Origin of the sequence: Chryseobacterium sp. ISL-6 (assembly GCF_018613715.1) — a bacterium.
GTDB classification, from domain to species: Bacteria; Bacteroidota; Bacteroidia; order Flavobacteriales; family Weeksellaceae; genus Chryseobacterium; species Chryseobacterium paludis.
Window position 1 is genome coordinate 181,863 of the sequence record NZ_JAGGPT010000010.1, and the last position, 25,002, is coordinate 206,864.

At 32.7% G+C, this 25,002-nt stretch carries 24 protein-coding genes; 16 read left to right on the forward strand and 8 right to left on the reverse strand.

Going from position 1 to position 25,002, the window contains the following annotated elements; translation table 11 throughout:
* The first annotated feature begins 116 nt into the window (after nucleotides 1-116).
* The 5 genes from J7E44_RS18850 to J7E44_RS18870 are packed head-to-tail and all read left to right on the forward strand — an operon-like array spanning nucleotide 117 to nucleotide 6,088.
* Nucleotides 117-1,274 (forward strand): porin, encoded by a 1,158-nt coding sequence (locus tag J7E44_RS18850; protein ID WP_214832479.1) that lies wholly within the window; start codon nucleotides 117-119, stop codon nucleotides 1,272-1,274.
* A gap of 20 nt (nucleotides 1,275-1,294) precedes the next feature.
* Entirely contained in the window at nucleotides 1,295-2,725 is a 1,431-nt protein-coding gene (locus J7E44_RS18855) for an anion permease (RefSeq protein WP_214832481.1), read from the forward strand.
* Nucleotides 2,726-2,744: 19 nt separating this feature from the next.
* Complete coding sequence (locus J7E44_RS18860; protein ID WP_214832483.1) at nucleotides 2,745-3,401, forward strand: succinate dehydrogenase cytochrome b subunit; 657 nt, start codon at nucleotides 2,745-2,747, stop codon at nucleotides 3,399-3,401.
* A 9-nt stretch (nucleotides 3,402-3,410) separates the two neighbouring features.
* Nucleotides 3,411-5,327 carry a fumarate reductase/succinate dehydrogenase flavoprotein subunit gene (locus tag J7E44_RS18865; RefSeq protein ID WP_214833197.1) on the forward strand — a complete coding sequence of 639 codons (1,917 nt, stop codon included), beginning with the start codon at nucleotides 3,411-3,413 and terminating at the stop codon, nucleotides 5,325-5,327.
* Nucleotides 5,328-5,338: 11 nt separating this feature from the next.
* The gene (locus tag J7E44_RS18870) at nucleotides 5,339-6,088 is read left to right on the forward strand and encodes a succinate dehydrogenase/fumarate reductase iron-sulfur subunit (protein WP_214832485.1); all 750 of its coding nucleotides are present in this window, start codon (nucleotides 5,339-5,341) and stop codon (nucleotides 6,086-6,088) included.
* Between the two features lie 122 nt (nucleotides 6,089-6,210).
* Here J7E44_RS18870 and J7E44_RS18875 read toward each other — a convergent pair whose 3' ends face one another.
* Nucleotides 6,211-7,224, reverse strand: coding sequence for a nucleoid-associated protein (locus tag J7E44_RS18875; protein ID WP_214832487.1), 1,014 nt, complete (start codon nucleotides 7,222-7,224; stop codon nucleotides 6,211-6,213).
* Nucleotides 7,225-7,594: 370 nt separating this feature from the next.
* Between J7E44_RS18875 and J7E44_RS18880 the strand changes: the two genes are divergently transcribed.
* The 3 genes from J7E44_RS18880 to J7E44_RS18885 all read left to right on the forward strand — a co-directional run bounded on the left by J7E44_RS18880 (nucleotide 7,595) and on the right by J7E44_RS18885 (nucleotide 8,669).
* Nucleotides 7,595-7,951 carry a DUF7674 family protein gene (locus J7E44_RS18880; protein ID WP_214832489.1) on the forward strand — a complete coding sequence of 119 codons (357 nt, stop codon included), beginning with the start codon at nucleotides 7,595-7,597 and terminating at the stop codon, nucleotides 7,949-7,951.
* 134 nt (nucleotides 7,952-8,085) lie between these two features.
* Complete coding sequence (locus J7E44_RS24145; protein WP_261511196.1) at nucleotides 8,086-8,217, forward strand: hypothetical protein; 132 nt, start codon at nucleotides 8,086-8,088, stop codon at nucleotides 8,215-8,217.
* 53 nt (nucleotides 8,218-8,270) lie between these two features.
* Nucleotides 8,271-8,669 carry a DUF7674 family protein gene (locus J7E44_RS18885; RefSeq protein ID WP_214832492.1) on the forward strand — a complete coding sequence of 133 codons (399 nt, stop codon included), beginning with the start codon at nucleotides 8,271-8,273 and terminating at the stop codon, nucleotides 8,667-8,669.
* A gap of 64 nt (nucleotides 8,670-8,733) precedes the next feature.
* Here J7E44_RS18885 and J7E44_RS18890 read toward each other — a convergent pair whose 3' ends face one another.
* Together J7E44_RS18890 and J7E44_RS18895 are read right to left on the reverse strand one after the other, a co-directional pair.
* Entirely contained in the window at nucleotides 8,734-9,255 is a 522-nt protein-coding gene (locus J7E44_RS18890) for a thioredoxin family protein (protein WP_214832494.1), read from the reverse strand.
* A 104-nt stretch (nucleotides 9,256-9,359) separates the two neighbouring features.
* The gene (locus J7E44_RS18895) at nucleotides 9,360-10,466 is read right to left on the reverse strand and encodes a heparan-alpha-glucosaminide N-acetyltransferase domain-containing protein (protein WP_214832496.1); all 1,107 of its coding nucleotides are present in this window, start codon (nucleotides 10,464-10,466) and stop codon (nucleotides 9,360-9,362) included.
* 490 nt (nucleotides 10,467-10,956) lie between these two features.
* Between J7E44_RS18895 and J7E44_RS18900 the strand changes: the two genes are divergently transcribed.
* The 3 genes from J7E44_RS18900 (at nucleotide 10,957) to J7E44_RS18910 (ending at nucleotide 12,633) form a co-directional block, all read left to right on the forward strand.
* A complete protein-coding gene (locus tag J7E44_RS18900) occupies nucleotides 10,957-11,745 on the forward strand; it encodes a helix-turn-helix domain-containing protein (RefSeq protein ID WP_214832498.1) in 789 nt (262 codons plus the stop codon).
* Nucleotides 11,746-11,837: 92 nt separating this feature from the next.
* Nucleotides 11,838-12,263: a DoxX protein gene (locus J7E44_RS18905; RefSeq protein ID WP_214832500.1), complete on the forward strand. Its 426-nt coding sequence runs from the start codon at nucleotides 11,838-11,840 to the stop codon at nucleotides 12,261-12,263.
* Between the two features lie 16 nt (nucleotides 12,264-12,279).
* The gene (locus J7E44_RS18910) at nucleotides 12,280-12,633 is read left to right on the forward strand and encodes a cupin domain-containing protein (RefSeq protein ID WP_214832502.1); all 354 of its coding nucleotides are present in this window, start codon (nucleotides 12,280-12,282) and stop codon (nucleotides 12,631-12,633) included.
* A 183-nt stretch (nucleotides 12,634-12,816) separates the two neighbouring features.
* On the opposite strand, the gene J7E44_RS18915 is transcribed toward J7E44_RS18910, so the two are convergent.
* Nucleotides 12,817-13,356 (reverse strand): hypothetical protein, encoded by a 540-nt coding sequence (locus J7E44_RS18915; RefSeq protein WP_214832504.1) that lies wholly within the window; start codon nucleotides 13,354-13,356, stop codon nucleotides 12,817-12,819.
* Nucleotides 13,357-13,493: 137 nt separating this feature from the next.
* Between J7E44_RS18915 and J7E44_RS18920 the strand changes: the two genes are divergently transcribed.
* Nucleotides 13,494-14,390, forward strand: coding sequence for a winged helix-turn-helix domain-containing protein (locus tag J7E44_RS18920; RefSeq protein ID WP_214832505.1), 897 nt, complete (start codon nucleotides 13,494-13,496; stop codon nucleotides 14,388-14,390).
* 444 nt (nucleotides 14,391-14,834) lie between these two features.
* Here the strand turns inward: J7E44_RS18920 and J7E44_RS18925 are convergent, their stop codons facing one another.
* Nucleotides 14,835-17,249, reverse strand: a complete 2,415-nt coding sequence (locus J7E44_RS18925; protein ID WP_214832507.1) for a tetratricopeptide repeat protein — start codon at nucleotides 17,247-17,249, stop codon at nucleotides 14,835-14,837.
* A 439-nt stretch (nucleotides 17,250-17,688) separates the two neighbouring features.
* On the reverse strand, nucleotides 17,689-18,081 hold the full coding sequence (locus J7E44_RS18930) for a hypothetical protein (protein WP_214832509.1): 393 nt from the start codon (nucleotides 18,079-18,081) through the stop codon (nucleotides 17,689-17,691).
* A 496-nt stretch (nucleotides 18,082-18,577) separates the two neighbouring features.
* On the opposite strand from J7E44_RS18930, the gene J7E44_RS18935 reads away from it, so the two are divergent.
* The 4 genes from J7E44_RS18935 to J7E44_RS18945 all read left to right on the forward strand — a co-directional run bounded on the left by J7E44_RS18935 (nucleotide 18,578) and on the right by J7E44_RS18945 (nucleotide 22,322).
* A complete protein-coding gene (locus J7E44_RS18935; protein ID WP_214832512.1) occupies nucleotides 18,578-19,651 on the forward strand; it encodes a DUF4297 domain-containing protein in 1,074 nt (357 codons plus the stop codon).
* A 51-nt stretch (nucleotides 19,652-19,702) separates the two neighbouring features.
* Complete coding sequence (locus J7E44_RS23985) at nucleotides 19,703-19,978, forward strand: hypothetical protein (protein ID WP_251040624.1); 276 nt, start codon at nucleotides 19,703-19,705, stop codon at nucleotides 19,976-19,978.
* Between the two features lie 11 nt (nucleotides 19,979-19,989).
* Nucleotides 19,990-21,444 carry a hypothetical protein gene (locus J7E44_RS18940; RefSeq protein WP_251040625.1) on the forward strand — a complete coding sequence of 485 codons (1,455 nt, stop codon included), beginning with the start codon at nucleotides 19,990-19,992 and terminating at the stop codon, nucleotides 21,442-21,444.
* A 125-nt stretch (nucleotides 21,445-21,569) separates the two neighbouring features.
* On the forward strand, nucleotides 21,570-22,322 hold the full coding sequence (locus J7E44_RS18945; protein WP_214832514.1) for a methylamine utilization protein MauJ: 753 nt from the start codon (nucleotides 21,570-21,572) through the stop codon (nucleotides 22,320-22,322).
* A 264-nt stretch (nucleotides 22,323-22,586) separates the two neighbouring features.
* On the opposite strand, the gene J7E44_RS18950 is transcribed toward J7E44_RS18945, so the two are convergent.
* On the reverse strand, nucleotides 22,587-24,473 hold the full coding sequence (locus J7E44_RS18950; protein ID WP_214832516.1) for an AAA family ATPase: 1,887 nt from the start codon (nucleotides 24,471-24,473) through the stop codon (nucleotides 22,587-22,589).
* A gap of 34 nt (nucleotides 24,474-24,507) precedes the next feature.
* Nucleotides 24,508-24,999 carry a hypothetical protein gene (locus tag J7E44_RS18955; RefSeq protein WP_214832518.1) on the reverse strand — a complete coding sequence of 164 codons (492 nt, stop codon included), beginning with the start codon at nucleotides 24,997-24,999 and terminating at the stop codon, nucleotides 24,508-24,510.
* Nucleotides 25,000-25,002: the final 3 nt, after the last annotated feature.

Genomic DNA, 25,002 nt, shown 5'->3' on the forward strand with positions numbered 1-25,002 from the left:
ATCAATTCTGATAATATCAAAAATTTATCATGAGCACACAAAATTTCGCGAAGATCTGGTTTTCTAAATTCCGAGGATTTTAGCATTCACCCAATCATTAACCAATACAAAGCACTATGACTTTTTTTTCAATAAAAAAAAGAACGCAATTATTTTGCTTCTTAGTCTTCTCTTTATCAATGAGTGGACAGGTAAAAGATTCTGTTCAAAATAAAACAGAGGAAGAAAATGTAAAATATCCCATACTACAGATCAAAGGTCTTTTCCAGGCTCGATACCTTTTAGGTATGACCAAAAATGTAGACGTTAACGGCCTTCATCACGAGGATGGATCAGGAACAGACAATAATTTTATGCTGAAATATATGCGGGTACAGGTTCGGGCACAGATCAGCAAACGAACAGAAGTTGTTGTTTTGGCCAATCTCGCCGACTTTAAGAATGACCCCAAAAGCAGGGTTCTTGAAAATGCCTATTTAAAATACACTTTTAACCCTAAACTGGCCATTACTGTAGGTCAATTCCGTCCATTATTTGGTATCGAAGAAACTTATCCTATTGATATCATCAAGTCTTTGGATTGGTCTAATCAGTACACCGAGTTTGGAAAATTAGGCTGGACGAGTTTCCAAATTGGAATGGCGGCAACAGGTCAGCTGGAATTGGGAGAAATACCTTTTCAATATGCCGTTTCTGTAGTTAATGGAAATGGGAAAAATCAGGTTAATGATAACGATAATGGAAAGCAGTATTCAACACGATTGGTATTCGGACTGTCCAAAAAATATAATTTTAATGTTGGCTTAAATGGTGGTATTGGTGAAGTCCTGGGCAAGAAAGTATATGCATTGGGGGTTGACTTCAGCTCATTGATCAATTTCGATTCCAAATGGAGTCTTGATATGCAACTAGAAGGTAAACAGGCAACCAACCATGTTTTGTACAACTCCATAACCCCAGAACAAAGACTTTCTAATCCCGATGATTATCTTATTCGCGGAGTTTATTTCCTTCCTAATCTGAGGTATGAAATTAACCATAGAAATCTTAGCGCCTTTGAGCTGTCGTGCCGTTATGAATATCTGGATACTAATTTCAGAGTAAGCTCTAATCCCAGACAGACGGTTACCCCAATGTTCGGATTGGAATTCCTCAAAAACTATGGTGCCAGAATTCAGTTGGGTGTACAATTCGACAGATATAAAAAACAGATCGCAAACACCTCACAATACAATAATAATCTATTCATTGTTCAGGTACAAAGTAGATTTTAATCATTAATATCAATACTATTATGAAAGAAATTAATATCAAGAATACGGCAATAACTTTTGCTGTTGCTCTTATCATCTGGTTTATCCCTGAACCCGATGGTGTTACTGCAGATGCATGGCATCTGTTCGCTATTTTCGCCGCAACAATTTTAGGAATTATCCTTAAAGCTGCTCCCATGGGAACTATGTGTATGATGGCCATTGCGTTTACAGCGCTTACACAAGTGATCGCTCCCGGAGATGCTGGAAAATCAATTACCAAAGCACTTTCAGGTTTTGGAGATAAAGTGATCTGGTTGATTGGGATCTCATTTTTTATTGCCCGTGGATTTATTAAAACCGGATTAGGAAACCGTATTGCTTTTTTATTTATCAGAATATTTGGGAAAAGTTCCCTTGGATTAGCCTATGGTTTAGGACTGGCAGACGTTTGCCTTGCCCCGGCTATTCCAAGTAATACCGCAAGAGGTGGTGGAATCATCTACCCTATTATGAAATCCATGGCCATCAGTTTTGATTCTGTTCCTGAAAAACCTGAAACCCACAGAAAACTGGGTTCATTTTTAACACTGAACAGCTACTATATGAATCTGATTGCTTCTTCAATGTTCTTAACAGGAACAGCCAGCAACCCGATGTGTCAGAAGTTTGCAGCCAACCTTGGCATCAATATCACATGGATGTCATGGGCAGCTGCAGGTTTCCTACCTGGTCTGGTAGCATTTTTTGTTGTTCCTCTTGTATTGTATAAATTGTATCCACCAGAATTGAAAAAAACGGGTGATGCTCCTAAAATGGCCGCTCAAAAGCTGAAAGAAATGGGTCCGATCTCCAAAAATGAATGGCTCATGTTATTGGCATTCTTTATCTTATTAGCTCTCTGGATATTTGGAGGATCCCTTTCAATTGATGCCACTACAACAGCCTTCATAGGTTTAACCCTGTTATTGTTAACTTCTGTACTGACATGGGAAGATGTAAAAGCTGAGAAAGGTGCCTGGGATACTATTGTATGGTTTGCAGTATTGGTCATGATGGCCAGTTCGCTTAATGAACTTGGATTTATTGGATGGTTCAGTGACCTTATCAAGGTTAAGATCGGTGGATTGAGCTGGCAGATAGCCTTTCCTGTAATTATTGTAGTTTATTTTTTCAGTCACTATATTTTTGCAAGTGCTACAGCTCACGTTGCTGCGATGTATGCTGCATTATTAGGTGTAGGAGTTGCTGTTGGAATTCCACCCATGTTATTAGCGATGATGCTTGGTTTCTTAGGATCTATTTATGGGGTTCTTACCCATTACGGTCATGGTCCTGCTCCCGTATTTTTCGGAAGTGGATATGTAGAATTAAAAGCATGGTGGCTTCGAGGTCTCGAAATAGGAATTGTATTACTTATTATTTATATGGTAGTAGGAGGTCTCTGGATGAAAGTATTAGGATATTATTAAATTAATAAAACAAAAAATTATGCTGTCTACTTTGTCAAGAAAAATGCTGATGTGTCTTACCGGACTTTTCCTGAGCTTCTTTTTGTTGATTCATTTCCTTGGAAATCTTCAGCTATTTCTTCCCCAGGATCAGGCTCATTTACAGTTTAATGCGTATTCACATTTTCTGTCAGGAAATATTGTGATTAAAATAGTTTCTTACGTTCTGTATGCAAGCATAATTCTTCATGCAATTGATGGTTTAATAATCACTTTGAAGAATAAGAAATCCAGCGCCCATTATCAGGCTGACAGACGTGGAAGAGCCAGCAAATGGTATTCCCGCAATATGGGAATATTAGGAACATTACTATTAATTTTTCTGGTTATCCATTTTCAAAACTTTTGGTATGTGTATAAATTCGGAACTCCCCCTCTGGATGAAAACGGAAATAAAGATTTATATATTCTTGTGGTTGCAGTTTTTAAAGAATGGTGGTATGTGATCATTTATATTATATCAATGGCCGCTTTGTGCTACCATCTTATTCACGGGATATACAGTGCTATAAGAACATTAGGATTATATCATCCTAAATTTGTAAAATGGGTTAAAACCATAGGAATTGCTTATTCAGTAATTATAAGTATCGGCTTTGCACTGATGCCCATCTATATATTCTTTACTTCTAATTAAAATAAAATGATGATGCTAGATTCTAAAATACCTCAAGGACCATTAGAACAAAAATGGACCAATTATAAAAAAACAGCAAAGCTCGTTAATCCAGCCAACCGTAAAAAATTAGATGTAATTGTTGTAGGAACAGGTTTAGCAGGGAGTTCTATTGCTGCATCTTTAGGCGAAATGGGATACAATGTAAAATCATTTTGTTTTCAGGACAGCCCGCGAAGAGCACATTCTGTAGCAGCTCAGGGCGGAGTGAATGCTGCTAAAAATTATAAAAATGATGGTGACAGCGTCTACAGAATGTTTGTAGACACTTTAAAAGGTGGCGATTTCAGAGCACGGGAAGCTAATGTATACCGCATGGCAGAGTGTTCTTTAAACCTCATCGATCAGGCTGTAGCCCAAGGAGTTCCATTTGGGAGAGAATATGGTGGTTATCTCAATAACCGTTCTTTTGGTGGAGTTCAGGTTAGCCGGACTTTTTATGCAAGAGGACAAACCGGACAGCAATTACTTTTAGGAGCTTATCAGGCTTTGATGAGACAGGTTGGCAAAAAAACAATTGAATTATTTTCAAGACATGAAATGCTGGATCTGGTGGTTATAGATGGAAAAGCAAGAGGGGTTATCGTAAGAAATTTAGATACCGGAGAAATTGAAAGGCATGCTGCTCATGCTGTTGTATTGGCTACCGGAGGATATGGCAAGATATACTACCTTTCTACATTAGCAATGGGGTGTAATGGCTCTGCCATTTGGAGGGCTCATAAAAAAGGAGCTTTAATGGCTTCTCCCAGCTGGATTCAGGTACATCCTACTTCGCTCCCACAATCTGGAGATTATCAGTCGAAATTAACCTTAATGTCGGAATCACTTCGTAATGATGGGAGAATATGGGTTCCTTCAAAAGAAAATGAAACCAGAGCTGCTAATGATATTCCTGAAAATGAAAGGGATTATTATCTCGAAAGAAGATATCCGGCTTTTGGAAATCTTGCTCCGAGAGATATCTCATCCCGAGCTGCAAAAGAAAGAATTGATGCCGGGTTCGGAATCGGACCTTTAAAAAATGCTGTATATCTCGATTTTTCAAAAGCAATTAAAGAACAGGGAAAAGAGAAGATTCAGGAAAAATATGGAAACTTGTTTGATATGTATCTTAAGATCACAGGATATGATGCCTATCAGGAGCCTATGATGATATCTCCTTCGGCTCACTTTTCTATGGGTGGTTTATGGGTAGACTACGAGCTGATGACTACTATTCCAGGATTATTTGCTTTAGGGGAAGCTAATTTTGCAGACCATGGAGCTAACAGACTTGGAGCAAATTCTCTTCTTCAGGCTTCCGTTGATGGTTATTTCATCGCTCCTTATACAATTGCCAACTATCTTTCTAATGAAATCCATACTGGAAAAATATCTACAGAAGATCCGGCATTTGAAAAAGCTGAAAATGCAGTTAAACAACAGGTAAAAAATCTGATCAACATCAATGGAACAAAAACCGTAGATCATTACCACAAAACCTTAGGAAAGTTGCTTTATGATTATTGTGGCCTGGCTAGAAATGAAAAAGGTCTAAAATACGCTATTCAGGAAATACAAAAGCTAAAAGCAGAGTTCTATAGAAATGTAAAAGTATCCGGACAGGGAAACAGCATGAATACGGAACTGGAAAAAGCGGGACGCGTTGCTGACTATTTCGAAATCGGAGAATTGATGTGCTATGATGCCTTGACCCGAAATGAATCCTGTGGTGCTCATTTTCGCGAAGAATATCAAACTCCAGACGGTGAAGCTTTGAGAAATGACAATGAATTCCAGTTCATTTCAGCATGGGCATGGACGGATGAAAACAAAGAGCCTGAATTAATTAAAGAACCGCTTGTATTTGAAGAGGTACAACCAACGGTGAGAAGTTATAAATAAAAACAAAAATTATGGATTTACATTTGAAAATATGGAGACAGAAGGACGGAAAGACCGAAGGAAAGCTGGTAAATTATGATTTAAAAGAATTGAATTCTCATATGTCTTTTCTTGAAATGCTGGACACTTTAAATGAAAAACTGATCACTGAAGGCGAAGAACCCGTAGAGTTCGATCACGATTGTCGTGAAGGAATCTGTGGACAATGTGGAATGATGATCAACGGTTTAGCTCACGGTCCTTTAAAAAATACCACGACATGTCAGTTGCATTTACGTTCTTTCAAAGATGGAGAAACTATTGTTATAGAACCCTTCCGGGCAGAAGCATTTCCTATAAAAAGAGATTTAAAAGTAGATCGTTCAGCTTTCGACAGAATAATCTCCTCAGGAGGTTTCGTTTCCATAAATACGGGACAGGCTCCTGATGCAACAGCCATAGCTGTTACGCATCAAACTGCCGAAGAAGCTTTTGACTCCGCTGCCTGTATAGGATGTGGGGCATGTGTGGCAACCTGTAAAAATGCAAGTGCCGCTTTATTTACATCTGCCAAAATTACACATATGGTTCTTCTTCCTCAGGGTAAGGAAGAAAGAAGTAAGCGCGTTATAGATATGGTAAAGCAAATGGATAGCGAGTTATTTGGACATTGTTCCAACACTGAAGCCTGTGAAGTAGAATGCCCGCAAGGTATTTCAGTTCTCAATATCGCCAGAATGAATTATGAGTATAGCAGAGCTTTATTTTTCGGGAAGAAGTAGTTGAATAGTGATAGTCCTAAACTGTAAAAAGCAAAAGGGTAAAATTACTTTTACCCTTCTTACTCATCTATTCTTTTCTGAGACTTTAGCAATTCATCGCTTTACTGCTTTTATCCTTTGTTTTAAACTTCCTTATCGAAATACAGCATATAGAATTTTCCTTTTTCATCTTGTCCCTGCTCCAGCATTTTTCGATCACCATGGATGTAAATATGGAAATTCTTATCTAATTTGATAATACTCTTAAAATGTCGCTGCGTCTTTTTCACCGCAGCTTCACTGATTGGGAATTCTTCAGCAATATTGATCTGCATATCCTGTTCATAATCTGTTTTAAAATTAACGAAACTTTCTATCACATGCTGGTCACCTAATACTTCAGTTGCAAAATCATCAAGTTTAAATTCCTCTTTTTCTTTGAAGAAATTAATCGATTTATTTAAAAAGTCAGCCTGATCTGCTTTTGAAACTTCAAACTCCTGAGGAAGCTGTTTTGTAATATAATCTTTATAAACCATTAACGCTTCCTGAGTGTGGAAATACTCATCATCACGCTGTTTCACTTTCAGGAAATCTTCAAACCAATAATACATATCTCCGTTTTTGTTGTTATCAACTACAGACAATACGTATCCATTCTCTTTATGATTATTATAGATCAAAGCTGCTTTATCAATTTTTGATAATCCGATACCCTGATCTTTTTCCAATGCAAAAGTTTCTTCCTGAGGGAATATCTTTAAGAAAGATTCTCTTTTTTCAGTTTTAAAAATCCCGATCTTATCTACTTTCTCATCCCCTTCTCTCTCATCTTCAAAGAATACAATAAATAACTCACCCCCCTGAACTCTAGGGTTTTCAGCAGCTTCAAAAAGATGCTTAGCAATGTTTTCAGACTCCCATAGGAATTTAGCCTTATCCTCAAAAATTTCTGTTACAGAACTGTAAACAGGATTATTTACTAAATAAGTATCACTATAAAACTGATAGGTTTCTTCTGTTTTAAAAGAACCTAAAAAATAATCTTCAAGCATTTCTGCCATCCCTTCTTCCAACTGCAATTCTTCCTGAGAAAGTGTTAAAGACTCACCATTGATCTTATTACCGACTCTGTGTACTATAATTTTTGAAAACATTTTTGATTTTTATGGACTGCAAAGATATTAATAATCTCAAATATCGAGCAGCATTTCGTTTTGATAATAACCTTATCATTTTGGATAGCTTTTTTGCATTATAAAATTCAACAAAAATAATCAACACATTGAATTACAACTAATTAAAATAAACCAATCTTTAAAGGAATGCAATTGGCATCATCATTATCAAAACATACAAAAATGGACTTAAAAACTTTAAACAAAATCGACAAGCTACGAAGATTAAAAAGCACAGGGCCAAAAACTCCAAAATGGATGAAGCCCTATCATCTGTTGCTTATAGCATTCTTAGTGATTTTTATTTTTGGAGGATTTATAAAATTTTTAGAACAAAATCATTATTAATATGAATTATTTACAAGCCGTTCAGGAAATTACAGAAGTAATTCCTAGCATACAGTATGAATTGGATGAAACTAAAACACAGAGTTCTTATAGTATGATGAATACTTTTACAGATCACATCAAAAGAATGATTCGTCAAAATGAAAGACCTCTTTTATTTAAAAGTCTAAAAAAGATGGGTACGATCTATAAAAACGGAGATGCAGTACTTAAAAATGCCATAGAATGCACTTTTATCTATTCATTGGACAATGTAACAACTTTCTGCAGTGAAGAATACCGAAAAGCTATCTTTAGTCATATGTCCAAGGATCTTCAGAGAATTTATTCCAAACAGATTTATACACATGGTATATAATGGCAGTAATTGTAAGAAGAAATAATCATTTTGTCACATTACAGAGATTTTTCTAAAAATAGATTCCTCAAAAAACTGACACTACTTTTTTTTATTACATTTTTCAACGATTTCATTACAAAATTATTACGATTATGAAGACAAAAATCAGAAAACAATTTGACTGGAAACAATGGAAAGAGTCGAATTCCAGACACAATATTGAAATCCTAGCTACTCACATTGCACTGATCATCGGAGTATTTATTTTTGCTGCCTGCTTATAAGTTTGGTACACTTTTAGCGGCAGTAAAAGTGTTTGAAAAATAAAATATTATTTATGATGAACGAGCCAATGCAAACTATTAATGAAGAGACCGCTGTAGAGTATTTAAAATTTTTCTATCCCACTCTTAGAGGTGAAATTACACAGTTATCGGTGCAAAATAATTTTGCAGGTATTATCCAATCAACTGTAAACTACTTAAAAAACCTTTTACGAGAGTCCAAAATCAATATTATCGGCCATCACATCAAACTGATGGAAGGGATCTATAGAAGTGCAGATTCATATGTAAAAGATATTATCGAAAATCTTTTCGTAAGATCTTTTGAAAGTTTTAAGAAACATACTAAGATACAGCATTGGAATGCCATTTTCCAGTACATGCCTGTCAATTTCCAGGAGATCTATCTGGATCAACAAAAAAAAGATCAAATATTTTTTGGTAAAAAATAATTTTAAATAAAAATACCCCCGAATCAATAGATTCGGGGGTATTTTTTATCTTAATCTCTTTTTCCTATTGAGCTTTTTTCTTCACAAAAACCTTTTGAATAGTAGCAAGTTCCTCTTTATTGAGCTTTGTTGTTTTTTCCAGTTTAGCTAAAAAAACGTCAACCTCTTCTGGTGTTGCCGGAGATCCTAGATTTTCGCCTTTATCATTAAAAGAATCTGCCAGAACCTCGCCTTTAGGATTTAAGATCAGCCAAAAAGGAAGTCCTGCATCTTTTCCTTTATACCTGCTCATCATTTCCTCCCCACCCGGATTTTCAAGTGCTTTCTTTTCTCCTCTTTCCTGAACATCAAGATAAGTGGTAACATAGTTTTTATCAAATAGTGGTTTTGTTTCCGGCAGGTTCATATTTTTCTCCATTAGCTTACACCATTGGCACCATGAAGCATGAAACACTAAAAGGACATTTTTATTTTCTTTTTTTGCTTCACTAAGCGCTTTATTTAATACTACATCTGCTTTTTCCTGTGCAAAACCTATCTGAAATAACAATAAGGTAAGAACCAAAATAATTTTAGAATACTTCATTTTTGTCTTTTAAAAAATTTAACTAAACGAATGTACTTAATTTTTCTTTTGAAAATTCTGATTGACAAAAATATCTTTTACGAAGATTAATCAAATCGTAATAACTACTTCAGGACAGTTTCCTCTGTTGCGATTCGTCGAAAAATAATTAACGGTTCTTTCTTCCTTAAGATATCTAACAGGATCTGAACTGAAAATGTAAGAATCAAATAAAATAGTATAAGGAGTAATACGAATCCAATTCCATGTTGTCTATATCCGAAAATACCTTTACCCCAAGAAATTAGTATCCATTGTATCATATACATTGATGTCAGATTTTTACTACAATATTTTAAAATTCTCATGAATGCATTTTCTTTAGCATTGGAAGTCATCCTAAAAATAACCCAAAGAAAGATCAAAGTCCATCCTGCAAAATAAATAACACCTCCAGGCCCCATATGATAAAAGCCATTGTAATTATAGTCTCCATACACAAAAACTAATGGTGCTCCAAATGCTGCAAACACAAGTCCCACATACAGCATGTTTTTAAATAATTTCTTACTGTCATAGTTTAACTCCTGAAACCATTTACCAAAAAACATCCCAATGATAATAAAGGACATCCACGGAAAAACAGGGAAATAGACATAAGCAGGAAAGTCATTATTAAAAAGAAGATCTAAAACATAATTAATTCCCGGAACGTCAATATTAATTCCACTAACTTCTCTGGATACCAACGCTACTAACAATCCTATAGCCAGAATGCCAAATTTATTTTTAACATATTTTCTTATAAAGCCAACAAATAGTAAAGACATTCCCGCTAATTGTAAAATATCACCTAGCAAGACCAAATACACATATTGCTGCTCTATTGGGGCATGCCATCCATACTTTTGAATAAAATTATCCGGTGCAAAACCAAAAATTACAGGAATCATAAATTTCATGAAATTCATGAAAAGAGCTGCCAGTAAAAGTAAACCACCCCGCTTTATTGAACTTTTAAGACTTTGATGACTGGACGTCATAAATGTTACCCCCATACAAATCAGAAAAATAGAAGTACCTCTGCCCAGAAAGACAATAAAACTACCGATAGCTGTTTCTGATTGCGATTTCACATTCGCAAATATGAGTAAGGTGTGAATAATGACCATTCCTATAACACTCATTCCCTTTATTAAATCCAGTGCCAGAATTCTTTTATTTTGTTTCATAATTTTTTAGTTTTTAAAAAGCTTCAAATTCTATCATACATGAACTATTTGAAGCTAGCGAAAGTCCTTTTTGTATTAAATTTCTGTTATCTCGTTACTATTATTTTTTTAGCAGAATAATCAACCTTTCTCTAATTCCTTATTTTGCTGGGTTCTCCAATACTTTTCTCATCCTAAAATTAATTATATTTTATTTAGAATAAATAAAAACAAATATATAAATAAAAAGTAAATATTTTATTTTGGTAATAAATTTTCATAATATTTTGGTGATTTTCCAGAATTAAATACCATTAGCCTGGATATGAAAGTCATTTGGATACCGCTAACTACCCTTTCAATGGAATATCAGTTAAATAGAAACCTAATCTTTCGACCCTGTTTTTACATTCACTTTTTTTGTAATTTAGATTCAAAAGAATACAACGATTCATAAGAACATAGATTCATTTCTGGTTGAACATAAACTCAATTCTAATGCTCATCAAACATGATTGAAATAAAAAAATATTCAAATCAAATAAACCATTCTGAACCAAGACGGGTGATCAGATACACCTTATTCTGGTGCAAGAGTGGATCTGCTGAAATCTTGATTGATGAAAATATCTTTAATCTTACGGCTGGAGAAACAGTAACCATCACTTCAGGGCAATTTCATCAATTGAGAGCTGTTGAAGGAGAAGTGACAGCACTTGAGTTTACTCTTGATTTCTTTAGTAAAAATGACAGCGATATTGAACTCATTTTTCACAACGGTTTATTCTGTCATTTTGGAATGAATGAAAAGATAAGTGTCCGTCAACCCGTATTTTTCACTGAAACATTGAATCTAATTGAGAATGAAATCAGTGAGAAGCCCTATCAGTATTTAATTTCAACACATTCACTGGTTGAATTATTACTTATTGAGATCAACCGCAGTAAAATAGCAAATGGTGATGAGATCTGGAAGCCTGACGCTTTATTTTTAAAATTTCTGGAAAGCGTACGTAATCATTTTGCAGAAAACTATCAGGTATCTCATTTTGCAGATCTCCTAGGAACTACAGAAGCTAAATTGAATGAAGTTTCAAAACTGCATACTAACAAAACAGCACAGAATGTTATTTACAGCCTTATCATTTCTGAGGCTAAAAGATTATTACTTTACGAAAAGTTAACTGTAAAAGAAATCGCCTACCAGCTTGGGTTCAATGATCCCTTTTACTTTTCCAACTTCTTTAAAAAACACACTTCCCTATCTCCAAAAGATTATCAGAAGTCGGTAAAAAACTAAATATTATATGCTTTTCCCAGAATTGTCTATTCTTTAGGCTACGGCTATCACCGAACTTTGTACTTGTAATTAATCAACTAAGATTTTTAAGTATGAAGACTAAACAAGATATAGCCGTTTTCCTGTTAAGAATAACATTAGCGACAGGTTTTTTATCAGCTGTTGCAAGCAGGCTTGGTTTTTGGGGTAGCTATTCTTCGGGTTGGAAAAATTTCGTCAGTTATACCGCTGAAACCAATTCCTTTTTACCACAGACATTTGCACCATGTATTGCTTTATTGTCAACTATTGCTGAATTATCGATTGGTATTTTTCTTCTTGTTGGCTATCAAATCAGTAAAACTGCTTTATCCGCTTCTATTCTCACTTTATTATTTGCATTAGCCATGTCTATTTCTTTTGGTTGTAAAGAGCCTTTGGATTATTCAGTTTTTGCATTCAGTGCGGGAGCATTTTTGCTAAGTACTTTCTCACGTTACAAATGGACCTTAGAAGAGTTTTTAAACACAATAAAATAATTTAAATTTTAATATCATGAACACAAACATCCACGATTACATCGTAAAAACAGAACAAACAGAGTGGCAGCCATTAATTGAAAAAGGAATTCACTACGAAGGCATATTTGTAAAGTCTTTAAAATTTGATCCTGAAAAAAACCGGTCTACAACCATACTTTTAAAATTTGAGCCAGGTGCGAGTTATCCCTATCATAATCATCCAGCTGGAGAAGAATTATTTGTAATGGAAGGAGATGCTGTTATTGCAGGAGCACATTTGGAAAAAGGGGATTATTTATATACTCCATCAAATTTTAAACATTCCGTGAAATCAGAGAATGGTTGTATACTTTTTTTCATGATACCAGAAGAAGTAGAGATTCTTTAAAGTATTTATTTCAATAAAAAAACCGGGGTAAAACAATGTTTTACTCCGGTTGTATAATCAAGTGTAAAGAATTACCTATATATTATTACACACAAAACCTTTTTCTAAGCATCATTATAGAACAATATTGGTTCGTTGTTTTTTCTTGCTTCTCATGCAGATGTATATCATAATTTATTTTACTTAACAGCCTCCTTTGCGGGGGATACGTTGAAAAATTATCTTACTATCCCGTTCTACATATTCGCCAGATACTATTGGGTATGAATACTTGGGTGCATGCAATATGTTATGGCTTCTTACAATTATTTTGTCGTTAACTTTCAGACTATGCAATTGTTTTAGTTGAGACTTTTCCGGCTCAAATTTTACAATGTAATCGTCACCATTAATTCTGACCATCACCCCAAAACCTAATCTTGAACCTGGCGGAAGAGAAAGTGAGGTTACAACTCCATCCATATTGGTATAATCTTTAATGTTCTTCCATATTTTAGCTTCAGCGTCCCGTACTTTTTTACCTGCGGGAGACACTTCCCATTTTTTATACATTATACCAGCAGGAGTAGCCTCCCACTGTTTCAATGCAGCTTTCCTTTCAGCAGAAGAGAGAGTCTTTGGGATTGATTTTTTAGAAGTTTCATTTTTAATTTCACGATTAGCAAATACCAATCCACTTACCACAATCAGCAGCAAGCTCAGCACATAAATCATTTTTTTCATGTTTTTTGTAGGTTTAATTAATAACATCGCTTTATCTTCTTTTAAAGTTTATGCGATAAAATTACTTTAATGTTTTTCTGCCTGTGAACTTAAAATTGTAAATAAAAATGTAAACTTTGTAAAAAAAACTTGACACTATGTTTAATAGCAGAAATCTCCTTTCAGGAAAACGCAAATACCTGTTCGGATTAATACTTCTCTCATTTATTTGTGTAATCTATGCATATGCGGATTTCAGCAGTGAGAATAGTGACGACTTTGACTTTGCCAGAAGGGAAGTTTTGCTCCGCAGAATCGGACATGAAATACTTCTACAGTCGGGTGATAGTATATCAAGAGTACTCCCTGTGAAAAAAATTGCGAAAAATGAATATCTGATCAGCTTTGAGAATAAAATTACTTTTCAACCGGACTCCTTAGTTAATACGACTCAACGTTTGTTAGCCAAAGACCCGCTCACAAGTGATTATATTGTAAATGTACTTAACTGTGACAACTCCAGCGTAGCCTATGGATATGCTATATCTAAAAATAAACGAGATGATGTTGTACCGTGTAGAGGAAGAAAGCAACCCGTTGCCTGCTATATGATCAAAATTAAATTCAAACCCACAGGAATAAACATAGTGAAAAATGGGTATCTTCTGGGTGGCCTGTCATTTTTAGCATTTGTTGGTTTTATTATTTTCAGATATGCTCAGCCCCGGAAAACTTTACCTGAAAATCAGCATACAGATATGTTCACTTTGGGCTCAGTGTTGTTCGATGCGAAGAACCGTAAGCTTATAATAAATGGAAATACAATAGAATTGACCGGAACTGAAGCACGTCTGTTACTTATTTTCGCATTATCTCCTAACGAAACTATAGAGAGAAGCAGGTTGCAAAAAGAGATATGGGAAGATGAAGGTGTTATTGTGGGGCGTAGTCTGGATATGTTTATTTCAAAACTTAGAAAAAAACTGGAATTTGATCCGAATATCAAAATTGTTGTTATACGCGGAAAAGGATATAAGCTTGAAATTAACGCTTAAGAACTTACCGCATTGTTCGGTACAATAAACCGAGGTGACAGTTTTAGGTATAAACTGTGCATCATAAATGGGACACTTTTTTTAATCCTATTATAATAAAAATTTACTTAAGTTTCACTTTATCACAACTTAAGTTCTGGTACAAATAATTAAAAACGAAATATAAAACACATAAACAATAGTTATTAAAAAAATAAAAACCGCTATGGACAAAGGTCAATAGCGGTTTTATATGTTTTATTGATTAATATTAATCAATAATTATTTTACTTCTTCAAAAATAACAACGACTGATTATCAATACTATATAATTTTATGGTACAAAAAAGATACAAAATAAAAAGAATTCCATATGTTATTTTAAAATTCTCAATTTATCCTCATAGATTTTTGCAGCTTCAAAATCATTTTGTACTCTGCATAAATCTATCAAAAACTGAAACATTAATATAATATGAGCATTTTTATCTCTTGTGACTCCAAAATCTCAGTGCATTTTTGTTGGTACATTATAGCAGACTGAAGGTTATTTTTAATTAAAGAATATTCGGACAGTTTGTTATAATAACTGGAAAGTAAGAAATCATTTCTTTTTTCAATAGGAATTAGATTATGATATCTTATAGCGTCTTTGATAAGACTTTCAGATTTATCAAAATCTTTCGTCTTTTTATAAAGTTCGGATAATATAGTGTAACCAACTCCAATTTGCGCATCTTCATAAAAATAATATTTTTTTCTGAGAGCGGATACTTTTTGGAAGTATTTAATTGCATTATCAATATCATTTTTGAAAAGATATGCTTGAGATAAATTATTTAGTGCCGTTATGAACATTAATAAGTCTCCATCTTTATAATTATCAGCATTTTTATAGTATACATTAACGGCACTGCTCAAATAATTAATAATTTCATCTAGTGATTTCTCCGGCTTTAAGCTTAAGGCCAAATTATTGTACATAGCTGCCAAAGAAACATCCTCTCTACCCAAATAATTCTCGCTTCTTTTAATCAAATCCTTCCACAATTCAGCGATATCTTGCCTGATAAAGAAAAAAGCTGATAAATGCAAATACTCATTCTCGAGCATTAGAAGTGGCTGGTAAACGCTTTCACGATATTCCTCTTTAATAGTATTAAGAATGGATTCCGCATATTTTAAAAAACGGAAGGAGTCCTTAGGAGAATTATAGCCATCTGACAACCTGCCTGTCAACCACGCTATATAATGGAATGAACTAAAGAATGCACTTTTTTGATCTCTTATCGAGTATAAAATGGCATCCTGTAATATTTTGTGAATACGGATACTTTTTTTATCATTCTCATACTGTATAAACCCCTTTTTTTCTAAAGAATTAGTCAAATTGATATAGTTGGTTTTGTTACCATCATAAAAATCTTTGCCACAAATTAGTATTAAATCTTCAATTATAATGTTGGAGGAAGGAAGTAAAGAAAGATATTCTAAAAAATATTTTTCGCTATTGTTAATACCTTCGAGCGAAAACTTTTGAAGTATAAAATCAAAAATCCTAATAACTTTACTCTCTTCTTCTGGAAGTTCAATCTCTATTTTTAATGATTCATCATCTAGGTCTTGGTTTTTTAAAGAATCGAAAATATATTCTAGTGTCAAGTCGAAGCTATTTTCGATAGTTTTGGCAACTAACTCTATAATCAGATTATTGCAATCAATATATTCCAGAAACTCTCTAAAAACAACATCATTAATATTGTGCGAACTATGTAATTGAAAGAGTTTTTTTGCATCTTCAAAATTCAAATAAGGGAGCTGGTATGGATTATATGATTTATATTGATTGCGAGCAAGGATTATTTTTTTCCAATTTCTTAAACTAATAATTTTATTTAGATCAGTGATATTTTCTACATTTTTCTGAATGTCTAATACAATGAGATTATTACTTCCATATTTATCCAAGTCATTGAGAATTACATTAAATTGCTGTTCAATGGTTAGTCCTTTGTTTAAATCAATATTCAGATTGGAGATCAAAAGTTCATTTAAAATAAATGCGCTATGAATGGATTCTTCAATATTCAGCCAAATCACATTATTAAAATAATTTCGATATTTAGCTAAAAACTTTTTTGCAAAAGTTGTTTTTCCTATACCTCCGAAATTGTTTATTGCAGTAACATTTTTCTGATTGACTATATTGTAGATTTCTTCAACCTCATTGTCCCATCCTATAATATCTTGAACATTATAGATGTAAGGAATTAAAGTTAGATCAGTATTTTCTAAAATATGGGGTTTTAGTTTCTTTATTTCCGAAGTGTGTTTTTCCTGTACAGCTTCAATATTTTTAACTCTATCTTTTAGTTCTTCTATTTCAACACCGATCAAATGGATGAATTTTGGATCTATCTTATTTTGAATATCAGAGTCCGATAATTCTAAAAGCTTTTGTAGATCAGAATTGTTAACGCATCTTTTAGACTTTTCACTCTCCTGAGAGCAACGGTTAATCTCAGAAAGCAAAACTCTAAATATGACATCGACTTGTCTGTTATTAAATAATTCGTTTTTTAGAATGATAAAGATTTCACTTTTAATTTTATCAACAGCTTCTTCGGTTGTTTGATCACCAAATTCCCAATGAATCGCTTTACAAAAATCTTCTATAAGTAAATTGTCATCGACAATGTAACAGAGCGCTTGATAATTAGCATTAATTTCTTGTTTTTTATGCACCGAAAGATTTTGAAGATTGAGTTTTGATTGTCTTATTTTATTCGATTCGCTTCTGAGTATTTCTTTGTTCTTTTTCTTTAAAAGCTCTAAATCCTCACCGTTATTAAAGATCTCCCTACTACACCATTTACCCAATAGCTTTTCATTCTTCTTTATGCTGGAGTTGGTTACAAATGAAAAAATAGGAAAGATGTTATCCTGTCTATAATTGAGGTAGGTAATAAAAAAATCGAAAATTGAATGTTTGATCTCTTTAGAATTTAGACTAAAGTCCGAGGTGTAGCATTTCAATTGAGTGAAAACATAATTCTCTCCAACCTCCTTAATATCGTTTTCAACTTCAGTATAGATTAAGCTATCATTACGATTTACAAAATTTTTTACCCATCTTTTTAAAACAGATAAATATTGATAATAAAAACCCCTGTTAGTGAAAATGGCATCCGTATTCCTCTTGAAAATTTTTATTGAGTTTAAATCTAATTTGATATCGGGCATTTTATATGAATTCTATTTTAAAAGGATAATGTTCGAAGTTATTATTTACTGTTGGATTTTAGTCTTTAAAGAATTTTTATAATAATTTCTCCTTATAATCATTCATCAATTGTAACAAGTCAGTTTGCTTATGTATATAATAATCGATTTCTTTATATTCTCTTTCAATACTGATTTCATCAGTGAATTCATCAATTTGTAAGTTGATTAAATATTGATACCTTTTACTCAATTTGTCCAAGTTAGAAGACAAAAATCTTATAAAATGACTAACGAAATCTCTAGGAGTAACAAATTTTATTTCCGTATCATTAATAAATATAAGATAGTTTTCTTTTCCAGTTGCAAGATTAATCATCTTATAAATATTATGAAATTCAATCCCACTATCCTTAAGCTGTATACCAAATTTTATTTTTAAAATTGTCGATAGGATTGAATAAGTACTTTCATTTTTTTCTCTAAACATTTCCGTTATCTGTTTTTTTAGGTAATTAAAATAAATCTACAATTTTTTCAGGAATTATTTTTACTTTTTTCTCACAGCTAACGATTAATAATTTATAAGTATATTTTACTAAATTCTTAACCGACGCAGCCATAAAACCTTTCAAATTATTGATTTACAATATTTTAATACTATAGCAAACGCTGATCTTAGTTGCTCTTGATAAACTTTGCGACAAATATAATCTGCACAAAAGTAGCTTAAACATTATAACAGTAAATAGCACATATTTATACAAGTACTTAGGTAGGATAATTCCAAAAAGCAAAAGTCTCTTTGATGATTTGTAGAAGAATTTCAGTACTTTAGCACTGAAATAAAGTATTAAATTTCACATAAAGTCATTCAATTTTAGGCATATTAATATGGTTTATTATTTATAAGTTAATAATTATAATATAAAGGCACAACGTCGGAAAACCAATCAGAAGCAGTCACAAAACAATCCATCAGAACAATGAATCATATCACTAATCAAAATCCACTGCTAGCAACTCAGCGAGAAAAGGCAGGTTCTGAAACGTTTGAAAAATATTCTTATCAATATCATTGGGCTTTATATCGGATTTTAAACGACCACATCAAGACCAAGGAGTATGCTGTTTTCGTAGAACTTCACGAAGATGTTGTTATTAGTGACTCTCTAGATTCGTCCAAAGCAAGATTTGAATTCAATCAAGTTAAAACAACTAAAGGACGTTTTACCGCACATAAACTAGTCCACCAAAAAAAGAATAAAAAATGTGTGTTAGGCAAATTGATTAGTAGCGGTTACGGAAAGCCTTTTAAAGATAAAATAACAGAATTAAACTTAATTGCACTCAATGACTTTTCACTGACTCTAAAAATTGAAGGTTTGAGTCTAAATAAAATAACATTAGATGATCTATCTGATGCTCAATTCAAGGAATTAGAGGATGCTATAAAAAATGAATTGGGTATCCCATCACTGCCACCAAACATTCAATTTATCGTACCAGAACTATCTGAAAAGAATTTTCAAAATGATGTAATTGCTTCGATTGCAAAACTAGTTTCTGTACTATTTCCTAGTTCTCATTGTAGTCCCTTGGAGATATATCGATTGTTAATAGATGAGATTAACCGAAAAGGTAAACTGACCTATGACTTTACAAAATGGGACGAATTGTTAACTAATAAGGCTCTTACCTCACTAACCGTTACAGAAGTTATTAATTCATTTACTAATATTAAAGAAGAAGCAAAAGTTGAAACTGAATTTTATGCAATATGTTCAGAATTAAAAATAAATTCTATTAATTCAAAACTATTAAAACGTTCATTTGATAGATACAGAACTAAAAGAATAAGCAATAGTAGCACGGTTCAAATGGATACGACTAATTTCATAGTGGATCAAATTCAGATTAACGTTGATAAGGGAGTTGATAATCTAGAACAATTAATAGAAAGTGTGAAAATTAAAATGCCTAAAAATATAATAAGACAATTTAATGAAGATATAGATATAAAAAGTGCGATAATTTGTGAATATATAATGATGTCATAATGAGTAAAGAAAATTTTAAAATATTAATTAGAAACCTAAGAACTGCTAAAAATGCCAAACTTAAAATTCAAACGTCTGCTGATTCTATCAAATTCAACAAAATCAGCAAATCAATTCGAATTCAGCGAAACTTTGAATCTAATAACGGCGATTGATAACAGTGTAGGAAAATCAACTTTGGTAAAACTATTGTTTTGGGGGGTTGGTTGTGAACCAGCTTTAGATACAAATTGGAGTACAACTGATAGCAAAACTATTGTAGAATTTAGTATTGACGATAAAAATTATAGTGTTAAACGATATAAAAATCAAGTTTCTCTAAAATAGATAGTTATATTTTGGATTATGAAAAAATCACAGGAGACTATTCTGAAAAATTAGCTGAGATTTTGGAATTTAAGGCTCTTCTTCCAAATCGCACTACAGGACTAATGGAAACACCGCCACCTGCATTTTATTTTTTACCATTTTATATTGACCAAAAAAAAAGTTGGTCAAAAGCTTGGGATAACTTTGAGAAATTAGAACAATTTTCTAGTTGGCGAAGTACAATCATAAAATATCACGTAGGTTTACTAACCGCCAAACATTTTGAGCTTGAGAGTGACAAAGCTGAAAAGAAGGATACAAAAAAAATTGTACAGTCTCAAATTGAAAGAATTGTAACAACTTTAGAAGTAGTTGAGCAATATATTCCGTATATATCTAATGCGACAACAGAAGCAAAAGAATTTGACATATTAACCGAAGAAATAAAAGTTGATTTAAAAAATCTACTCGAACAACAAGAAAAAATTTTTAGTCAGCTAACTATATTGAATGCTGATAGAGTATATCTTGAGCAACAACAAATAATTACCGAAAAAATCATTTCAGAACTAGATAAAGATTATCAATTTACAATTGAAAATATAGATGAAAACGAGATAGAATGTCCACTATGTGGTATTGTTCACGAAAATTCAATAATAAATAGAACGTCAATAATGACGGACAAGAATCAAGCAGAAAACCAGCTTGGATCAATTGTAAATGAGCTACATAAAATCAATAAAAAACTAGAAGATGCTAATTTAAACCTACATAAAGCACGAGAAAGAATTAATCAAATAAATGAGAAATATGTAATTAATGAAGAATTTACTGATTCTCAAGATTCTTCTGGTTTAGTTGAAAATGAAACTAGAAATATTAATTTCAACCAAATAATAGAAAACATCGCGGGTAATTCTATCAAACAAAATGTATTAAAGGACAAAATTCAAAAAACTAATTCTGTTGCCACTCTCACAAAAGACATTAAGGAAATTGGAAAAGAACAAAAAAATTTAATTACTCTTGATGATATAGAAAAAATTAATAGTTCTTTCAGCTCAATTTTTTCTGATTATATAGAAATATTAGATGCAGAAGCAGTTAATATTTCCGCAATAGATTCTCCACTTGATTATAATAAAGTTATAAAAGAAGGTGGAGCAGCCGAAGGTTCTAGAGCAATCCTAGCGTATTATCTAAGTATTTTTACAATGGTTGAAAAATATGGCAACGAAGTTAATTCTGCATTAGTAATTGATACCCCGAACCAACAAGAACAGTCTGACTCAAACTATGAGAAAATCGTAAAGTTAATTAGTGATAAAACATCTAATAAGACACAAATTTTATTATGTGCAATGGAGAATGATCATTTGACCGACTTTAAGAAAAAAGCTAAAGTCATCACTCTCACAAAAGACAGGTTAATACTTAAATCAGAATATGAAAATGTTAAGATAGTATTCGATAATTGGTAAATTCTAGATATGAAGATGACTTTTTCGCATTAGTAATAGCGAATAAAATTGTATATTTTCCCTTCTAAACCTCCGCTACTACAAATTCGCAGTCAGTTATTAACAATTAAACAAGCAATACACTTATGAGAATATATGAAGTCGAACTAAATTTATCGGGAACAATCTCCTTACAATCTCCAATTAACTTTTCTACCGAAAAAGAACTTGAAATTGGGGCAATATTTAATAGTTCCGTTAAAATAAATAATAATCAGCAAGGTCTAAAGATTTCTACGACTGTTAGGACTAATTCCGAGGATAAAGCTAAAAAAATTGCATTGCTATTTATTGGTAAGATGTTAGATGTTCTTTCTTTCAAGTTGAATAAACCATTAAATATTTCAGATAATGAAATAATAAATAAGAGTTTGCGTGGAAATGTGAGAGCGATAATAGAAAAAAATGAATTTAGAGAAGCATTTGAAATTTCTAGAAATTTAAATTTAAATCATACAACATTTCTTAGAGGTCTTAATTGGTACAGGAAAGGACTTTATTCAGATGACCCATTTGACAAATTTTTAGCTTTTTGGAATTCTGTTAGTATTGTAGCTTCAAAATATCATACTCCAAACGCAAGAACATCAAATGGCTCAATTAACCAGATTTGGAATTGTTTCGAAACTTTGTGGTCTTCTGACATATCAAACTGGGAAGGAATAAATAATAATGATCGATGGATTAATGAAATGAGCAATATTAGAAATAATATTGCTCACGGACTTATTCCAATTGAAATAGAATATGTCGAAGATGTTATCGGTAAACTTGACAATGTAAAAGATGTAGCCTACAAATTTCTAAATGAATGGTTCAATAGCCAACTAACAAATTAACTGTGATAAAAAGGTATGACCTCAGATGAGCTTAAGTTAGAAATTCTTTTTCACTTCAATTTGCAATATTTTCACAGCATTGTTCTTTGATTTTCCATCCACCACAAGTCTATAGAAATTACATTTTTTTAACATAAAAACATAAACAAGATTACTCTGATGTAGGAATTGGATAATTCTTGCTCTTATTGATTTGCTTTAGTAAACTCCATTTTTATTTTTGTTTCGCAGATAATACTAATTTTAAAAGCGTTGTAGTTATGCCTATAAAAATGCGTTGAAAATTTTTGTCCATTTTTCGATATAGTCTTGCGGTAAAGAATCAGCTTTTTTATTTTTCAATTGGGCTTTTGCAGCCATAGATATACCAACTTTCCATCCCTTTTCTAATTCAATTCCATTAGCCTCAGCAAACGCTTCAATTTGAGCTACTACCGGAGTATCTTTATTGTAATTATCTTCAAAATCTATCTCATCCAAGGAATTAAAAAGTCTGTCAATGCCTTTCTTTATCAAAGCAAAAGGAATCAAATCTTCCACTTCTGATTTTTCAATTTCGGTATAATCTTTAACATCAAGTATCCTTTCCTCAAATCCTTTATACAAACCTGATAATAATCTTTTCTTTGCATCTTCACCACTCTTATCCGAATCGATAATTAGATAAGGTATATCATCTACTTTGCTCGAAATCATACTAACAACCCCCGGAACTCCTTTAACTCCTCCCGATGGTACAAATACAATTTCTTGTTCCGGAGCAATAAGCTTTTCTCTAATTAAAAATCCCTTAATAGCATTAAGATAAAACTGGTCAGATGGTCCCTCTACTACAATAGCTTGGCAACCTTGTAATAAAACATCTGAAACACTTAGTCCTAAAGCAGCGTGAACTGCGTAAATAGATTTTTCATTTAAAGCATCACTTCCTTGTCTTAAATTACTTGAAGCTACTGTATATCCATCTTTATCCATATACACAACCCTGCATTTATCTATGTTAGAAGTGTCAACAATAAATGGAGAATGCGTTGTATTGATTATTTGATTGCCTTGTGATAAATTGTCAAAAAATATTGCTAAATCTTTTTGTGCTAAAGGATGTAAAGTAAGTCCAGCTTCGTCAAGCAATAAAATTGCACCCTTATGTCGTTCCTGGCTTTCAACAAGGAAAATCAAGTAAAAGCTGATAAACCATTGAAGTCCAGTACTACGAAGTTCTAATGCCACTTCGTCAGTTCTCACACTGTCAGATACCCATATCCTGAAATAGTCGCCATCTGCTTCAAATCTAAATTTATACTCACCTTGCTTCCACCATTCTTTAAATCTTTTTGTCAAATCACCTGAAGCTGACTGTAAAAGGATACTACGTTCTTCCTTATCATTTTCCGCCTTCCTAATTTCTTCGGCAGTAGGTTGATTTTCTCCGTTTCTGCCGTTCCTAAGCATTGCCATTTCTTTGGGATCTTTTCCCAATTCCAAAATCTCTTTAGGGTCTAATTTCACGAACTCAAAGAGCACTCTTAATGTCCGTACTTGCTCTTCATTGATATCAATCCCATCTACAGTTTGCCCCTTTAACCATTTGATAACATTTGGGAGATAAATTTTGGAAGATAGATTTCCGTAGTTTGAATAATAAACAAATGATGGTAATTCAGCAAGAACTGCCTTTTCTAAATCGGCAGCTTTATATGGTACAATAATATCTTCTTCAATTGACTCTTCATCTTCTTCAACTTCCTTTGTTACTTTTTCTATCTTCCTAGATACTGGATTACCACTTGGAAACTCGAATATGTAACTCCCGTCATATAAGCGTGCAACAGTTACTGATTTATCTCCTTGCAAGCTACATTCAACCTCAGTTTCAATATTCTTTATGGCTTCATCATCAAGTTCAAACTCCGCTGTAATGAATTTTATATCTCCTGGAGTTTTTCGATAAGTGCTCAGTTTAGAAACTGGCATATCGTGTAAAATATCAATCTTTCCTTCTCTTGCCGGATTTAGTTTCCACAAAGCTAAAAGTAAGTTTGACTTTCCAGCCTCATTAATTCCCACCAATGTTGTTACATTATCACAATCAATCCAACCACTATCAAGAATTGATCGGAAATTTTCTACTTTGTATTTTTTTAATATCATATTTTATTCTAAATTTCAACTGTCATTTCTATATCTAATCTTGATGCCCATACCCAAGTTCTTCATTTTTGTCCCAAAAAGACATAAAAAGTTCTGCTGGAGTTCCTTTTCTACTTGTCCATTCTGCAACAATTTTTATTGCTTCTTCTAAATCTTCGGTATATGCCATTCTGCCATCGCTACCTCTAATTCCCTTTTCATCTTTTTTTGCACCTCTATTTATTAGTACATTTTTTTCGTCATAAACAATTCTTCTTACATCTTCAAACTCTTTACCTTTTGGTAAATTATCCTTCAATAGCTTAGTTAGACCGTGATAGTACAATTGAAATTTTTGAACAGGATCATCAATTTTTTGTCCCAGTAGCTGCTCAGCTTCGTTTTCAATTACTACTTCTGAATCAAAATTCATAAAAAGTTGTTCTCCTTTTACTTCTTCTGACTTTTGTAAAATTTCTAACCTTTCCAAATCTTCTTTCGAGAGATTACGTTCTAATTGCTTTTTGTTTAAATTATTATCACTCATTTT

Excerpts from the sequence above, each read along its gene's own strand:
- J7E44_RS18850 (WP_214832479.1), top strand. The coding sequence starts at position 117 with ATGACTTTTTTTTCAATAAAAAAAAGAACGCAATTATTTTGCTTCTTA.
- J7E44_RS18855 (WP_214832481.1), top strand. The coding sequence starts at position 1,295 with ATGAAAGAAATTAATATCAAGAATACGGCAATAACTTTTGCTGTTGCT.
- J7E44_RS18860 (WP_214832483.1), top strand. The coding sequence starts at position 2,745 with ATGCTGTCTACTTTGTCAAGAAAAATGCTGATGTGTCTTACCGGACTT.
- J7E44_RS18865 (WP_214833197.1), top strand. The coding sequence starts at position 3,411 with ATGATGCTAGATTCTAAAATACCTCAAGGACCATTAGAACAAAAATGG.
- J7E44_RS18870 (WP_214832485.1), top strand. The coding sequence starts at position 5,339 with ATGGATTTACATTTGAAAATATGGAGACAGAAGGACGGAAAGACCGAA.
- J7E44_RS18875 (WP_214832487.1), bottom strand. The coding sequence starts at position 7,224 with ATGTTTTCAAAAATTATAGTACACAGAGTCGGTAATAAGATCAATGGT.
- J7E44_RS18880 (WP_214832489.1), top strand. The coding sequence starts at position 7,595 with ATGAATTATTTACAAGCCGTTCAGGAAATTACAGAAGTAATTCCTAGC.
- J7E44_RS24145 (WP_261511196.1), top strand. The coding sequence starts at position 8,086 with ATGAAGACAAAAATCAGAAAACAATTTGACTGGAAACAATGGAAAGAG.
- J7E44_RS18885 (WP_214832492.1), top strand. The coding sequence starts at position 8,271 with ATGATGAACGAGCCAATGCAAACTATTAATGAAGAGACCGCTGTAGAG.
- J7E44_RS18890 (WP_214832494.1), bottom strand. The coding sequence starts at position 9,255 with ATGAAGTATTCTAAAATTATTTTGGTTCTTACCTTATTGTTATTTCAG.
- J7E44_RS18895 (WP_214832496.1), bottom strand. The coding sequence starts at position 10,466 with ATGAAACAAAATAAAAGAATTCTGGCACTGGATTTAATAAAGGGAATG.
- J7E44_RS18900 (WP_214832498.1), top strand. The coding sequence starts at position 10,957 with ATGATTGAAATAAAAAAATATTCAAATCAAATAAACCATTCTGAACCA.
- J7E44_RS18905 (WP_214832500.1), top strand. The coding sequence starts at position 11,838 with ATGAAGACTAAACAAGATATAGCCGTTTTCCTGTTAAGAATAACATTA.
- J7E44_RS18910 (WP_214832502.1), top strand. The coding sequence starts at position 12,280 with ATGAACACAAACATCCACGATTACATCGTAAAAACAGAACAAACAGAG.
- J7E44_RS18915 (WP_214832504.1), bottom strand. The coding sequence starts at position 13,356 with ATGAAAAAAATGATTTATGTGCTGAGCTTGCTGCTGATTGTGGTAAGT.
- J7E44_RS18920 (WP_214832505.1), top strand. The coding sequence starts at position 13,494 with ATGTTTAATAGCAGAAATCTCCTTTCAGGAAAACGCAAATACCTGTTC.
- J7E44_RS18930 (WP_214832509.1), bottom strand. The coding sequence starts at position 18,081 with ATGTTTAGAGAAAAAAATGAAAGTACTTATTCAATCCTATCGACAATT.
- J7E44_RS18935 (WP_214832512.1), top strand. The coding sequence starts at position 18,578 with ATGAATCATATCACTAATCAAAATCCACTGCTAGCAACTCAGCGAGAA.
- J7E44_RS23985 (WP_251040624.1), top strand. The coding sequence starts at position 19,703 with ATGCCAAACTTAAAATTCAAACGTCTGCTGATTCTATCAAATTCAACA.
- J7E44_RS18945 (WP_214832514.1), top strand. The coding sequence starts at position 21,570 with ATGAGAATATATGAAGTCGAACTAAATTTATCGGGAACAATCTCCTTA.
- J7E44_RS18950 (WP_214832516.1), bottom strand. The coding sequence starts at position 24,473 with ATGATATTAAAAAAATACAAAGTAGAAAATTTCCGATCAATTCTTGAT.
- J7E44_RS18955 (WP_214832518.1), bottom strand. The coding sequence starts at position 24,999 with ATGAGTGATAATAATTTAAACAAAAAGCAATTAGAACGTAATCTCTCG.